The organism is Neobacillus sp. YX16, assembly GCF_030123505.1.
Taxonomy (GTDB): domain Bacteria; phylum Bacillota; class Bacilli; order Bacillales; family Cytobacillaceae; genus Neobacillus.
This window is the reverse complement of sequence record NZ_CP126115.1, coordinates 3,743,269-3,758,459: the sequence shown is the minus strand read 5'-3', so window position 1 is coordinate 3,758,459 and position 15,191 is coordinate 3,743,269. Positions and strand designations below refer to the sequence as shown.

General features: G+C 36.9%; 13 protein-coding genes and 2 pseudogenes. 10 read left to right on the top strand and 5 right to left on the bottom strand.

Translation table 11 applies throughout. From position 1 onward, the window contains the following. The first annotated feature begins 9 nt into the window (after positions 1-9). On the top strand, positions 10-945 hold the full coding sequence (locus tag QNH48_RS18300) for an aminoglycoside phosphotransferase family protein (RefSeq protein ID WP_283951462.1): 936 nt from the start codon (positions 10-12) through the stop codon (positions 943-945). Positions 946-1,139: 194 nt separating this feature from the next. Here QNH48_RS18300 and QNH48_RS18295 read toward each other — a convergent pair whose 3' ends face one another. After that, the gene (locus tag QNH48_RS18295) at positions 1,140-2,375 is read right to left on the bottom strand and encodes an IS110 family RNA-guided transposase (RefSeq protein ID WP_283951461.1); all 1,236 of its coding nucleotides are present in this window, start codon (positions 2,373-2,375) and stop codon (positions 1,140-1,142) included. A gap of 577 nt (positions 2,376-2,952) precedes the next feature. Between QNH48_RS18295 and QNH48_RS18290 the strand changes: the two genes are divergently transcribed. After that, on the top strand, positions 2,953-3,843 hold the full coding sequence (locus QNH48_RS18290) for a glycosyl hydrolase family 18 protein (RefSeq protein WP_283951460.1): 891 nt from the start codon (positions 2,953-2,955) through the stop codon (positions 3,841-3,843). Between the two features lie 254 nt (positions 3,844-4,097). On the opposite strand, the gene QNH48_RS18285 is transcribed toward QNH48_RS18290, so the two are convergent. After that, positions 4,098-4,550: a C40 family peptidase gene (locus tag QNH48_RS18285; protein ID WP_283951459.1), complete on the bottom strand. Its 453-nt coding sequence runs from the start codon at positions 4,548-4,550 to the stop codon at positions 4,098-4,100. 182 nt (positions 4,551-4,732) lie between these two features. After that, positions 4,733-4,822: pseudogene (locus tag QNH48_RS18280) on the bottom strand (LysE family translocator); the annotation flags it as partial. Between the two features lie 15 nt (positions 4,823-4,837). On the opposite strand from QNH48_RS18280, the gene QNH48_RS18275 reads away from it, so the two are divergent. Together QNH48_RS18275 and QNH48_RS18270 are read left to right on the top strand one after the other, a co-directional pair. Further along, the gene (locus QNH48_RS18275) at positions 4,838-5,143 is read left to right on the top strand and encodes a hypothetical protein (RefSeq protein WP_283951458.1); all 306 of its coding nucleotides are present in this window, start codon (positions 4,838-4,840) and stop codon (positions 5,141-5,143) included. Positions 5,144-5,352: 209 nt separating this feature from the next. Beyond that, positions 5,353-5,481: a hypothetical protein gene (locus QNH48_RS18270; RefSeq protein WP_283951457.1), complete on the top strand. Its 129-nt coding sequence runs from the start codon at positions 5,353-5,355 to the stop codon at positions 5,479-5,481. 194 nt (positions 5,482-5,675) lie between these two features. Here the strand turns inward: QNH48_RS18270 and QNH48_RS18265 are convergent, their stop codons facing one another. Next, positions 5,676-6,494, bottom strand: a complete 819-nt coding sequence (locus tag QNH48_RS18265) for a mechanosensitive ion channel family protein (protein ID WP_283951456.1) — start codon at positions 6,492-6,494, stop codon at positions 5,676-5,678. 175 nt (positions 6,495-6,669) lie between these two features. On the opposite strand from QNH48_RS18265, the gene QNH48_RS18260 reads away from it, so the two are divergent. The 4 genes from QNH48_RS18260 to QNH48_RS18245 all read left to right on the top strand — a co-directional run bounded on the left by QNH48_RS18260 (position 6,670) and on the right by QNH48_RS18245 (position 10,382). After that, a complete protein-coding gene (locus QNH48_RS18260; protein WP_095250722.1) occupies positions 6,670-6,870 on the top strand; it encodes a hypothetical protein in 201 nt (66 codons plus the stop codon). A 29-nt stretch (positions 6,871-6,899) separates the two neighbouring features. Further along, a complete protein-coding gene (locus QNH48_RS18255; protein WP_283955813.1) occupies positions 6,900-7,226 on the top strand; it encodes an EamA family transporter in 327 nt (108 codons plus the stop codon). A 365-nt stretch (positions 7,227-7,591) separates the two neighbouring features. After that, the gene (locus QNH48_RS18250) at positions 7,592-9,325 is read left to right on the top strand and encodes a WG repeat-containing protein (protein WP_283951455.1); all 1,734 of its coding nucleotides are present in this window, start codon (positions 7,592-7,594) and stop codon (positions 9,323-9,325) included. Positions 9,326-9,452: 127 nt separating this feature from the next. Next, entirely contained in the window at positions 9,453-10,382 is a 930-nt protein-coding gene (locus QNH48_RS18245) for a putative phage abortive infection protein (RefSeq protein ID WP_283951454.1), read from the top strand. 165 nt (positions 10,383-10,547) lie between these two features. On the opposite strand, the gene QNH48_RS18240 is transcribed toward QNH48_RS18245, so the two are convergent. Beyond that, complete coding sequence (locus tag QNH48_RS18240) at positions 10,548-11,681, bottom strand: ElyC/SanA/YdcF family protein (RefSeq protein WP_283951453.1); 1,134 nt, start codon at positions 11,679-11,681, stop codon at positions 10,548-10,550. Between the two features lie 373 nt (positions 11,682-12,054). Between QNH48_RS18240 and QNH48_RS18230 the strand changes: the two are divergent. Continuing rightward, a pseudogene (locus QNH48_RS18230) lies at positions 12,055-13,640 on the top strand (amidase family protein). 247 nt (positions 13,641-13,887) lie between these two features. Continuing rightward, positions 13,888-15,102: a metallophosphoesterase family protein gene (locus QNH48_RS18225; RefSeq protein ID WP_133367747.1), complete on the top strand. Its 1,215-nt coding sequence runs from the start codon at positions 13,888-13,890 to the stop codon at positions 15,100-15,102. Positions 15,103-15,191: the final 89 nt, after the last annotated feature.

Below are 15,191 nucleotides of genomic sequence, written 5' to 3'. Positions count from 1 at the left end.
GAGAACTAAATGAAAAACTCAGTTGTTTTGAAAGCAGAACGAATCGCAGGGGATTTTTTGCAAGAAAGGGTCAAAAAATCACTCCAAATTATAGGTAAAGGAATCGTAAATCAAGTTTGCGTAGCTGAGACAGACAACAGTAAAGTTGTTGTACGCATGAACAATGCAGGTACATATCCGTGTTTTGTTAAGGAAAATTGGTGTATCGAGCAAGCTAGAGCAGTTGGCATTCCAAGTCCTGAGGTGTTGTCTATTGGTATAGCTGATGAAACAGCGTATATGATCCAAACCTTCGTAGATGGAGAGAACGGATTAGATAGTACGAAACCCAAGACCGATATTTGGAGGCAACTCGGCGTTTACGACAAACTTATTCATACAATTCCAGTTAAAGGATATGGGGAAAACCTGATTGATCCAATACATGGTGTGTTTCAGTCGCCTCCTCATGCAGGGTCAGATGGTAGTTGGCTGGGTTATTTAAATTATAATATCAATAGTTTAACGGAGAATGATCGGATTATTGAGCTTGGGGTAATCAATCAGACGGAATCGATAAAAATAAGAAAGCTGTTCGAGGGGTTGAAGAAGGAGAAGTTCCGCTTTGCTTTAAATCATGGGGATGTCTCATTGAACAATACAATCGTCAATAAAGAAGGGCAGGTCGTTTTGCTAGATTGGGGCAGTGCAGAAGTAAGTGTGGTACCACATGGAGACATTATTGAAATGATGAAGTGTCAAATCCTAGGTGGTGGACCTAGTGTTGAGGAATTTAAAGCATTTTTAGAAGGTTATGGTGTAATGGAAAAGGACATTGCTGACATGAGATCTTTGTTGCTGTTAAGAGCTTTCGACAAACTCAGATGGGCTATTGATCTAAGTCCTGATCTAATTAAATCCTTTGCTACGTTTACGAAACAAGTTGTTGATATGACTTTGGATTAGTTATTTACTGTATTTTATGTGTAACAATCACGCCAATGATTTAGAACCATATTCAACTAAACCAGCTAATAGTTTGTCAATATTTTTCAATAAAAACTTAAAATATCTCGTGCTATACTAAATATACGCATGCCAAATAACCTTCCTAAATTATGTTTTTGGAAGGTTTTGTGTTATTTAGATTAATTTTTTATTTAAGCTATATCTTGGAAAGTTGAATGGCTTTTTAAAATCGCATATATCCATTGTAAGAGCTTATTGGCACATGCTATAACAGCCACTTTATAAGGCTTTCCTTCTTGACGTTTTTTATCATAAAACTCTCGTAATCTCTTATTACGCGGGATGATTTCATCTGTCGTTTTCTTCTTACGACAATCACGAATGGCACATTTAACAGCCATAAATAAGGCGTGCCGTAACCTACTAGACCCTCTTTTTGTTATTCTGTTTACAGTTCCCTTGAATCTCCCTGATTCAAAGATACTGGGGTCAATTCCGGCAAATGCTACAAGTTTTTTTGGGTGATTAAACCGATCAATCTCACCAATTTCAGAAATAATCGTTGCCGCGATTTTTTCACCGATACCAGGGATTGATTGGATAATCTTATATTCTTCAATTTCTTTTGCTAAAGCATCTATCTCGTCCTCAAACTTAGATAGGTGCTTTTGGTATTCTAAAAGCATTTTAATATACATTTCTAGGGTTAAAATATTGCTTTGATACAAGGTATCCTGAAAAGGATTTCGAGCCGCGGCAGCTATTAGTTTCTTTGCTTGTGTATCTGCCCACTTAGAAGAACAACTTTTACATAATTCATTAATTTTAGCTGTTAAAGTTTGTTCACCAGCTACTAAAACATCGTTAGATGTAGGGTATTCTAATAAAGTTAGTAAAGAAACAACGGAATATAAGTCCCCAAAAACACCTCTATATTCAGGAAAAACCTGATCCAACACTGCCTGGAACTGTAGTTTCGTTTGAACAAAAATACCTGTTAGATTATCGTGTTGTCTTGTAAGATTACGAAGGTTCAAGAGATAAATCCCACGTTTTTTATATGGCTCTAAATCCTCTTTATAGTACAGCTCGCAGAGATGATTAGCATCGATTATATCCGTTTTTACTTTCCGTAAACTCGAGCTCTTGGCACGATAGGAGATCAGAGGATTAACAATAATTAATAAATAGTCTCTGTCCTCGAAATACTGAACAACAGGAATATGATAATGACCTGTAGCTTCCAGAACAATTGGGGGTTTAATCCCTGTAGCGCTCTCAACTTCTCTAAGAAATTGGTGTAACATACCTAATCCCTCAAGGGTATGTGATACTTTAAAACTACTTTTGTAACGCTTTTTCTTATCCAAGAAAGCTTGTACCTGACTTTCACCTTTAGCAACATCCAGACCAATGACTGGATTCATTCTCTAACTCCTCCTCTTAATAAATAAATTCACCGGTACCCCTAGATCCTTCTTGCAGTATCATAGCTTCGCTTGTTATACGAGATCTAATGTCCCAACCAGCCTCAATCATGTTTCTACAAGTAGGGGGCGAACTGTTTAGTTGACGGGATCGTAGTCCCACGGGTGCTTACGTTCTACCCCGGCTACCGTTATAATAAAACCAAATAAAAATTGGTCAACCAGAAATTTCTGGCTGACCTTATAATACGAAAGGGTGCTTTAATTGAATAAATAGTATAAAAAAACGTTAAGGGTTTTCGCTCTGAGTTTTTTTATGCCAATTTTAATGTTATTTACAATATTAAATCTGTTGCTAATTCTGTTTCGATTGTGCCTTCTAAATGTGTTTTTGTACTTCAAAACCGAACTACTTAAATTAACTTGTGGTAGTCTTTTTCCTGAGATCCTTTACGGGGGAAAGTCAATTCGTGAATAAGTTGAAACTTTTCTAATCAACTTAAGAAGTATACAAATTAGAAGAAGGTGTATTATGGCGAAAAATTGTTATAGGTCATTCACTATCATTTCTTTAAGCATGGTCTTTTTACTAATGTCTTCCTGTGGTCAGTCACATAGAAAAGAGGAAGAATACAAGACGAATAAAACTCCCCGAGAGGTTTTAGGTTTCTATACAGAACAGGAAGGAACATTACCAGGGTCTCAACCTACAGTTAACTCACAATTCACTAATTTAAATATCATTGCACCCTTTTGGTATAAGCTTGATGATAAACGACCAGGCAATCTTATAGATTCAGTTACAGTAGATCATAAAAGAATGGTGATTCAGAGTGCTCATGAAAAACACCTAAAGGTATATATGGTTGTACATAATCTCTTTTATGAAACCGAGGAGAAGGGAAAGCAGGTAGCGAGTAATATACTCCATAATGATAAAAACCGCAATGTTTTCATTCAGAACTTACGGAATGAAATGAATCAGTTTAAATATGACGGTATTAATATTGATATGGAAAATTTGTATTTGAATGACCGAGATTCCTTTAGTCTGCTGATAAAAAAATTGTCTGATGCTCTGCATCGAGATGGAAAAGTGGTTACGGTTTCGGCCCCGGCAAACACAGGTGATTCCCGTGCTAATCCCTGGTCACCGTGGTTTGATTACGAAAAGCTTGGTTTATTTTCAGATAGCTTAATGATTATGACATACGATGAGCACAACCCAAGAACAACACCCGGGTCAACAGCATCAGTCAATTGGATAGAAGCAACGATTCGTTATGCTTTGAAGCATGGAGTACCACCATCAAAAATTTTACTCGGTGTCGCTGGTTATGGATGGGACTGGAATACAACAGCAAGTGAAACCTTGTATAGCTCCTATGCAATGTTAATGGGTCAGAAAACAAAATATAAAGAGTTTTATGGGACTCTCGTTCACAAACACCTTATTTCAGTTACATAGATAATAAAAATCATAACCATCAGGCTTGGTTTGAGAATAGCCACAGTCTGCGGTTTAAGTTAAACCTTGTAGAAAAATATAACTTAAGGGGGATCGGGATTTGGCGACTTGGCTTAGAAGACCCAATGTACTGGACGACCATACCCGAGAAAATAAAAGTAAAAAAGTGATGGAATGGTCTACCAAGAGTACCATTTTTTTGTGATGAACTAGTATATATGGATAAGAAAAAGACCATCTAGAAAGGATGGTCTTTAAACGCGTTTTGTTCCAACATATCTTGGATGCCAATATGGGTTGTTTGTGCTTGTAATCATGACCCCTTTTGATGAAGAAGCCATAATCATTTTACCATTCCCGATATACATGGCAACATGTGTTGGGCTACTTGCCTTGGTTGGAGCATAAAACATTAAATCACCTGGTTGAATATAATTATAGATACGATATCCGTTACCGTAGAACATTTGGGCGGCTGTGCGATTTAGTGTTTTTCCAGCCCTTGCGTAGGAATACCTAATAAGTCCTGAACAATCAAAACCACTTGGTGACATCCCGCCCCATTGATAAGGTACTCCAATATTAGACTTCGCAACCGAAACTGCTTTTGTATGATAATAAGCTGCTTCCGCTTTATCACCCATGTTAGCAAACAAAGAGCTGAAAGAAACAATAATGACAAAAGCTACGACGAATTTCTTAAGCATGATTGTTACCTCCTAGTGTGATTTGATAGTTTTAATATACCAGAAAGGTGTAACAGTAAAATCTCAGCAAAATTACATTTTCATTAAAAGTTATTTTGATATAATTTCATGTTTGTCTCTTATTGTTCATTAAGAATATCAGTCTTAACACCCAGATAAATTAAGTAAATAGCACCCACTTATTTGAAGATAGAAAATAAGTACGCTGATTTCACAATGATGGCTGAAAGTCCTAATACAGCAGCAGAAGTATGGATAAAAAGGGCACAACAAAGTAGGGTTAAGTTATGGATTCAACCTTAATTAAATCTATCTTTTACGCAAAGCGTGGCTCGTGGTCTATGTATTTTGATGGTGATCAAGGAGATGAGCCCTATCAGCAGGCAGATGAGTTGTTTAATGCGTTGAAGAAAGTGAATTGGTTAAAAGACAAAATTATTCATGTAGGACATATCACAATATCTGGCACAAGACGCGTAGCTTACATAACCTTTTCATGGGAAACGGATGATGGATTTGTTTATGATTTTTATTATAAAGGACCCATTAAGGAAGCGGTAAAAATCGTAGATAGCCTGAAAAATGTTGAATAGCGACCTCCAGGTTGCTTATATTACTGTACGCTCCTGCGGGACCGTAATAAACCCTTTCTGAGAATTTTCGGAAACATTTTAACGAATTAAAATGATTATGATAAGAATAATAATTAAGATGAATTTTATAGGGGTATCTTTATGAAATCCATCTATAAATGTTTTTTTGCTAGCATACGAATGATAAATCATAGTCCGGAGTTGAAATCATGAGCAAAACAGAAGAATTGAAACAGGAATTACAGGTCTTAACCAGTCGGCGTGACAGGATGCAGAAGAACCTTTATGAAGTGGAAAAACGCATTAATGAGATTATTAATGAATTGAAAATACAATAAAAAAAGAATAGGAGCTACACTGTAGTTTTTAACTATATATTCGGGGGCTTTATAAGTTTGACATGATGAGAATAATGGGGCGGGGGTCTGAACCACCTGGACTCGACTTCCATACCTTACATGGCTACACTCGTTATATTCATAAAAAAACAGAAAAAAAGGCAAGAGATATGAACTCTTGCTTTTAATGTTTATTAATGGATTGTGTTAAGGCTCTCTGCCATCATCAAGTCGTTCTTGTAGGCAGCCATCGCCAGTTCATACCTCACTTTTTTGCTCGCTTCCACGAAATCCGCTTCCTTCACAAGACCAGATAATGAATATCTGTTACCCCTGAAATCCACGTTTAGCTCGGTGATTTGATTGAATTTGAAACGCTCTAATGGAATGCCATTCTCATCCTTCAACAGGTATTCACCGTATTTCTCGTTGCATGTTTGTGCCACTTCCTCCATCACCTTGAAGGCATCGTCTGGATTTTGCCTATAGTTGAGGACAAGGCTTTCGTTCACCCTGCGCATTCCCCGGTTCCCGTTTTGAAGTTCCGTGATGCTGCTATAGGAGACCGAATAGAGGTATCCGTCATACTGGCGGATTTTCAGGTAGCGCATGCTGATTTCCTCGATTTTCCCCTGCCGGTTTCCATTGATGATTACATAATCCCCGAGATGGATCTGGCGCTCAAACAAATAGGTAAGCCCCATAATGTAATCGCGGATGATATGCTGGAGGATCAATGCCAAGGCACCTGCCACCACGACCGAACCAGTGAGAAGTCTTGTTAGTTTGAAGAAATGGCTAAGCACATAAATTAAGAATAAAACCAGTCCCAATACCTTTGTCACCTGGTTGGCAAAATGCATCAATGTATCTTCACGCTTTTCATCCAAGATGCTAGTTTTGTCAAAGAAAAGCTTGATGGATTTGCGGATCAAATAAACCGTGAGTATAATCAGCAGTGCCACGGTTAAAATTTTTACAGGCAACTGCTCGAACTGTCCAATGAAAAACATTCTATCACCCCTACTTTTTTACACTATACCAGAATGCGGATAAGGAGAAAAACTTCTTTTCTCAACAAACCTTAACGATAGCATGGTTCCATAAAAAAAGAAGCCCTCTCTGTGCATCCTGGTAGGTTAGTTTAATAGAAAAATGTTAAAATTAAGAAAAAAGGAGTATGCTGAGATGGTTATACAAGCGAATATGTCACCAAAAGTAATTGTTGAAGTTTGGGAAGTTACGGAAGATATTTTTAATAAACACAAAATTCCGCTCACAAGACAGACCATCGAAACATTGGTTGAAGAGGAACAGGTTAATTCACTTCTTGAAAAACTGAATGCTGCTGTTGGAAGTTCGTCAGAAACTTGTATAAAAGGTGGCTGACAAATGCCTCCTAAAAGGGAGTAGGATATATCGCATTTTTCCTCTTAGTTGAGCTAGGGGAGCTATCGGACATTAATTGGTCTGTTGCTCTTGTCCCATTATTATACATGGGAGTAATTTGTTCGTTTGTTGGTCAAACGTTACAGGTTTTAGCTCAAAAACATACATCAGCAACATCAGCTGGACTCATTATGAAGCTTGAATCCGTATTTGGAAGCATTTTTTCAATTACGTTTGGTTTTGAACCTGTAACAGGTAAGTTAGTAGTTGGTGGAACGCTGATTATGCTTTCGATTATTCTTATGGAACTCGACTTTAAGCTGTTGTTAGGCAAATCCAAGTTAAAAGAATTATAAAAAGCTAAACTCGCCCTTATTTGAGTTTAGCTTTTTCTTATATTCTGCGTACCTGCTCATTTTCAGGACTGAATATGTTGGTGCAAAACGAAAGAATCAACTAGGGTATTGGAATGAAAATTTAGAAGGAAAATCTTTCTAACGGTACCTGTATTTACTGGAATAATAAGGGGGATTTGATAAAGTATGCAGAAACGCTATGGTTTGGAAGTTATAGTAGGGAACAATTCTTCTATCAAATTAATGAACTGGTTATAATACTAAAAATATTTAGGTATCATGCATAAAAAATTAGGTCTCTTCAAATCACTTATTCTTAAATCACTCCATAAGATATTGGAAATGCTGAAACGAGTGATGTGTATATGGAAAGCGAATTAATCGTGAATGATTTATTTCCATTTTCAATTAAAACATTAAATGGGGTTAAATGGGGATTTATAAATAATCGAGGTCAGTTTGTTATCTCAACTCAATATGAGGATCTAAGTGAATTCCAACCGAACGGTTTGGCTGTTGTTTGGTTAAAAGATCATTCTGGAATCATTGACCAAAGCGGCCGTTTTGTGGTTCCACCAATCTATAGTTCCATCTATCCATTTTCTGATGGCCTTGCGATTGTAGATGAGGAAGATAAGGGTTATAGGATCATAGATGAAACTGGAAAAATAATAACAGATAAAACCTATCCGTTTACGTATTTTGGTGCCTTTCATGAACATCGTCTCGTTTTTCAGGATTTCGTGAATAGAAAAGAGTTCCTCTATGGCTATTTAGATTCCAATGGAGAGATTGTAATCCCTGCACAATATAATTATGCACACGATTTTCACGAAGGTAAGGCAATTGTTGGATTAAAGGACGGTACATCTGCACTTATTGGCTTGAATGGAGAACGTCTGAGGACCTATCCTTTTGAACGAATGGGTCCTTTAAGTGAGGGCTTGATTTCCTTTCGTAAAACGGATCAAGACAAATCAGGATATGTTAATGAGGAAGGTATGGTGGTCATTCCGCCTGTCTATTCGAGTGCTATGCTATTTGAAAATGGAAGAGCTATTGTCAATACTTCGGAAAACTATAAAAATCAATATGGGCTTATCGACCAGACAGGTGCTTTTATCATTCCGCCAGAATATGATGATATCAATCTACTAGGGGAAAATCGGGCGTCAGTGGCCAAAGCCATCGATCCGGATTATCCACATGCAGGCTCTGTCTTTGCTATTGCTGAAACTACCACCGGAAAATTGCTTACCGATTTTATTTATGACCGTGTTAGTGAGTACAAAGGAGAATATAGCTCTGTTACAAAAGATGAAAAAACTTTTTTTATAAACAGAAAAGGTACCCGAGCTCAAAATCTCCCTATTTTCGACGGGACTGGTACAGTCAGGCTGAAAGGAGATTTGATTCAAGCTTTTGTGGATGAAAGATTTTCTTACTATGATCGGAAAGGGGATCTTGTATGGACTCAGAACATGATTCTTCCTTTAACCGGACCCATTCACATTCGCGAAGAAAAATATAAACCTAATAAATATTATCTGGTTTACTATCCACAAATCCAAGGAATGGAAAACAAACTTGCTCAGTCAAAAGTAAACCAACATTTAAGAAATAAATTAGGGGTGAAAGACTTACAAAAAAATGGTCAGTCATATTATAGCTATTCTGGTAACTATTCTGTTCAATTTTATCAGAAACAGTTACTGGTACTGGAATTAACAGGGGAAGAATATCCATTTGGAGCTGCCCATGGGATGCCAAGTAAAATCAATGTTCATATAAATTTTATAACAGGTCAAATTTATCGATTAAAAGATTTATTTACAACCGGGAGTAATTATAAACAAGTCTTAAGTGAAATCATTGGGAAGCGAATTCAACAACATCAGGATTTCTATATAAACCATGATCAGTATAAAGGTATAAAAGAAAACCATCCATTTTTCTTAACAAACGATTATTTAGTGATCTATTTTAAGCCATATGAACTTGCTTCATACGCTGTTGGTTTCCCGGAATTTTGGATTCCTTACCATGACATTCAGAATTTAATCAATGAAAAAGGTGGACTATGGCAATCTTTTCATTGAAACAGCAATAGGATTAGACCTCTCCATAGTACTACCGTCAAGATAAAAATAGACGGTCAGCAAAATTCCTCGAAATTTTGTTGCCCGTTACTTTGTCATACCCTTGTTTAAAAGAGAATATCTTACTATGAAAAGTATTGTAAAGGTGAGTGGGACTGTGGTAATTATGGAAAAGTTTCTAGTAATCACCTTCATATTGGTCATTCTTTATTACTTTTTACATAAACGCTTTTTAGCAAATGCAGAAGGGATGATTTTAAGTGGTATTTTCTTCAGAGTTTCACTGTTGTTCATGGTCCTAACTCTAATTAATCCATTTTTCATACTATATGTCGTAAATCATAGTAATATCCTAGAATTAGGGGCTGTAGGTGATTGGTTAGGCGGGTCAACAGCACCCTTTATAGGTCTCGCGTCGTTTCTCATGATTTTAGCCACTTACTTTACACAGAAAGATGAATTAAAACAAACGAAGCTATCCTATGAAACTCAAACCAATCTATTAGTGAAACAAAATCAAATGATTGACATTCAACGATTTGAACAAACTTTTTTTAATCTTGTTTCTTTGCATCACGAAATTGTTAATTCCATTTCATTTGATATAAATGGTGACTCTAAAGTAGACGGAAGAAATGTATTACATAAAATTTACCTTAAACTATCAAAGAGTTTGGAATACAATGAAACGCAAAATTCTATTAATCACAGATATAAATCGATAAATAAAGGTTATGAAGCGTGGTATATTGAGCATGAGATGTTTATAGGTCATTATATTCAAAATATTTTCCACCTTCTAAACTTCATAGATAGACAAAATATAAGTTTTGAAAATAAATATCAATATGCCAAAATAGTCAGAGCACAATTAACAAATACAGAGCTATTGATCCTTTTTTATAATACGATTTCTCGTATTGAAAAACGGAAATTTGTTGAAATGATGAGGAAATATAAACTTTTTAAATATTTAAATACAGACCACCTGCTATATAACAAAGATAAAGAAATTTTTCAGATGAACTTTCATATAGAGGAGATATCACAAGCTTGATAGCTTTTTCATAGAGTGGAAAATGACCTAGCTAAATCAAATTGGCTGCCAAACAATAAATAAGGCAGCCAATTTTGTTTGTTGAAAAAAAATATAGAGCTTCTGCAAAAAAGAAGATATTTTCAAACCAAAGATGAAGGCTCCCCAGTCTAGCTGCAATGTAACTTATCTTTGAAGCCCTGGGTATTGCCAGATTCCTGAAGTCCTGATAAGGTCACGGTATATGACGAGCAGCTCATCCTTGGTCACTTTATGTGCTTCCTCCAATGATGGGTAATCCAAATAGACAATGTTAGTAAAGTTTCTTTTGCTTTTTTTGCCGGTCATTTTATCATAGAAATCACTGGCTTCCTCAAATACGGTTAATGCTCTTCTCATATGGCTGGCACTTGTAACAAGAGTGACATCTTTAATGTTTTCTTTTTCAAGAATGGCTGTTGTGAATAGACCATTTTCTACCGTGTCTGTTGACATTTTTTCCATAATAATTCGTTCTTTTGCAATTCCGTTATCGACCAACCATTTGCTCATGGCATCTGCTTCCGTTATGCCCTTTTTAGGGACACCACCTGTTACGATGATTTTGGAATTTGGATATTTTTTTGCAGCAGCAAGTCCTACTTTTAGTCTTTCTACAAGTGTAGGCTGCATGGTTCCTTCTTCTGAAAGTGCGTATCCAAGAATCACAATGGCATGATCTTTGGATGGAAGGTTTGCTGGTGGTTCTGTGTTGAATTTCTCTCTTAAGATTTTTTCTGTCTTGCTTATTTTTGAAGCATACTCATTAGCTCTTTTAGAATCGATATTTTTTAATTTTGAAAAAGAAGCATCATATGCCTTTTCGTCCCCATTTACTTTTGAGTAAACCCCGTATAAAAGATTTCCTTCAAAATTCCTCGGATCTAAATTTAAAATTTGCTTATAAGTTTGTAAAGCCTCAGGAATTTTTTTCTGAATGATTTGTGTAGATGCAAGCGAAAATTTCAAATCAAGGCTATGAGGATCTATCAGAGTTGCTTGCAAAAATGCATTTTCTACAACGTCGTATTTCCCTTTAAGAGTGATTCCTTGGAATATTTCTTCTTCTGCTTTCTTGACATCTCCGCCATGCCAGTAATAATACATAGCGATTTCTTCTAATTGATTAATCCTCTTAGAAGTAGGTTCATCATTTTTTAGTGCCGTAACACTAGGATTCTCGTGTAGGGTACCAGTCGTTTGTGCTAACACAGATGAAAAAGGAATTGCACACAAAATAAAAACAAGTACAGAACATAAACTCTTTCTCAATTGATTCATTCACTGTCCTCCTTATTTTGAAAAACGGTTATTCCTGTGAGAAACATAGCATTTTTTTATCTCCCAATAATAAGTTGACAATTTTTTGTTCTTTTATTCTAAATGAAGTGGAAATATTTTTAGTCGTCGTACCGCCAAAAAAACATCGAAAGTGATTCAACTTCGTACTATAAATGCTCCTCGAATGCGTCAGAGTTTATTAGTTGGAATCCATCGTAATCACGTCGTCGATTACATCCTAAAAAAAGCAAGATTCACTTAGTCTATTTTCAAAACCATAGATCATATGTAAGTATTTCTCCTGATTTTATGTTAGAAAACCTTCTGCGTTTTAAGACTCCTAGAATGAATTTTAGTATATTCATAGTATCTAATGAAAGGGGAGGAAAAAATGAGGAAAGGGTATAAGAAGTCAGTAACTTTTATAACTAGTTTAGTAGTAGCAGGTAGTTTATTTAGTGCATCAGTAGAGGCAGCCCCTATAACAGCTGCCAAAACAGCTAATCCTATTGCAAGTAGTGTATTATCCGTCAAGATTGAAGATGCAACAATTTTTGAACTGCAGCATGAGATGCAAAAGGGGAGGTTAACTTCTGAACAATTGGTCCAATTTTACCTTGATCGAATTAACGAATACGATGATACTATTCATTCGATTATTACGATTGACGAAGATGTACTGGAAGAGGCAAGGGAGCTTGATAGAGAACGAAAGGCTGGAAAGGTCCGTGGCGCCTTGCATGGGATTCCCATTATATTAAAAGATAACTATGATACATACGACATGCCGACTACAGCAGGTCCCTATCTCTTAAAGGGTCCATTCCTTTGGATGATGCATATCAAACGAAGAGATTGAGAGAAGAAGGGGCGATTATTTTAGGTAAAGCGAACCTTCATGAATTTGCTTTTGGATTTGAAACGATTAGTTCCCTAGGTGGACAAACCTATAATCCATATGATGTTTCACGATATCCAGGTGGTTCGAGTGGCGGTACTGCAGCTGCGGTTACATCCAACTTTGTTACTGTTTGCTTAGGAACAGACACCGGTGGTTCCATTCGTATTCCTTCCTCTTTTAATAATTTAGTTGGAATTCGACCTACTATGGGACTCGCTAGCCGGGATGGTATTATACCACTTGCCCTCACACAAGATGTTGGCGGGCCGATTGCACGTACGGTTGAAGATGCAGCAATCGTACTTGATGCGATTGCTGGCTATGATCCAGACGATCCCGTTACCGCAGCAAGCATTGGAAATGTACCAAAAACGTATGCACACTATCTGAAGAAAAATGGTTTAAAAAATGCTAGAATTGGGGTTGTACGAGAGCTGTTTGGAAGTGATCCACAAGTCAATAAAGTCATGAACCAAGCAATAGCTGACATGGAAGCACTCGGAGCTGAAGTGTACGAAGTTACAATTCCTAACCTTAGTCAGGTTTTAGCTTTTTCAAGTTTAAGTAGTTACGAATTTAAGTTTCAATTAAATGATTATTTAGCTTCTCTCGGACCAAATGCTCCCTATAAGACACTTACTGACATTATTGACAGTGGATTATATCATCCAAGTCTAAGAAGTGGATTAATTTCTAGAAACAATAGAGAATCACTTGACAATGATCCAGAATACCAACGGATCATTACAGAACGTCCAAAATTAGCAAAGGATAGTTTAATGGCGACCTTTTCAGAATATGAATTAGATGCGCTCGTGTATCCAACTTCTAATGCTTTACCTGCGGTAGTAGGTAGCGGTCAAGGTGCTGGAAATGCGAATCGCTTAAGTCCGTTTTCTGGCTTCCCGGCAATCTCGGTGCCAGCAGGGTTCAGTGAGAATGGTCTGCCAGTGGGAATGGAAATGCTGGGTAAAGAGTTCGATGAATCTACGTTAATCAAACTTGCCTATTCTTACCAAGAGGGAACTCAACATCGGAAAGCACCTGAACTAGAATAATAGACCAAATATAAGCAAAGAAAGCAATGGAAAAGAAAAACTCCATTGCTTTTTATTTTGCCTAATTTAAAAACTTTTCCATTTTTTTAAACACAGATTATTAGAAAATATTCATTGTATAAGTAATCTTTACCAAATCATTATCAATAATTTACAAAGGGAAAACAGAAAATTAAAACTTCCCTGCTATTCTTTTTATAGATTTACTTTTTATTATATTTCTATAAAGGGATGTGGAGATTTTATTATGAGTAATTATGATTTGCAAAAGGGATTGGATAGACGCCGCTTTATCAAAATCGGTGGATTGAGTACACTTGCCTTAACACTTGGATCAGCGGGCATTCCAGCTGATATGTTCACAGGTAAAGCTCATGCCGCAGCAAATGAGGATTTCAAGCTTCAATTCAAACCGGACGGAAGATTCAAGATTGTCCAGTTTAACGATACACAAGATGATGAAAACATTGACCGTCGTACAATCGAACTGATGGAAAAAGTCCTAGATACTGAAAAACCGGATTTTGTTGTCCTTAACGGCGACAATATCACGGGTGGCTGTGATACTCCTCTTGAGATGAAACAAGCGATTAATAATGTGGCACAGCCGATGGAGCAGAGAGGGATAAAGTGGGCGATTACATACGGAAACCATGATGAGGACTCCACGCCAAAAAGTGGCCTTGATGAAGAGGACATGCTTGAGATTTACATGTCTTACAAATACAATTTGAACAAGCCCAGTGTAAAAGATATTACTGGAACAGGAAATATGAATTTACTTATCAAAAATTCCAAAGGTACGGATGCAGCTTTCAATCTTTGGCTACTTGACAGTGGAAGGTATGCTCCTAACTCTATTGCTGGTCAAGACTTTAACGGATATCCAACCTGGGACTGGCTCCGTTTCAACCAAGTAAGCTGGTATAATGATACATCCAAAAAATTAGAGAAACAATGGGGACATAAGGTTTCTTCACTCGTGTTTATTCATATTCCTCTATGGGAACATCGATATATGTGGTTTGCCAGTGTAGATGGCAGAACGAACGAAAACCACGCTAATGCTTTGACTAAGCATAATATTGTTGGAGAAAGAAACGAAGAAGAATGCCCAGGCCCGGTCAACAGCGGTATGTTTTCTGCCATGCTCGAGAGAGGAGATGTGAAAGGTGTTTTCTGCGGTCATGATCACGTAAACACCTACATGGGTAACTACTATGGCATTCTGCTTGGTTATGCCGGAAATACTGGTTTTGGTACATATGGTCTCCCAGGTGCTGAACGGAATCGATTACGCGGTGCAAGGGTATTCAATTTGGATGAAAATACTGCTGATGTGCTTGTAGAAACCCATATGGTGTTTGCAAAGGACTATGGCATCGATTTGACAGCCAATGACCAAAGCATTTCTCCAGGTCCAATCGATGAAAGCAAAAAGAAAGAAAAAGTAGTTAAATAGTTTTGACTTAAAACGGGTGGTAACAGTTACTACCCGTTTTATTTTTGTTAACTAAGAAGTTCCGTTCACTTGGTGAACCCAGGCCTTTT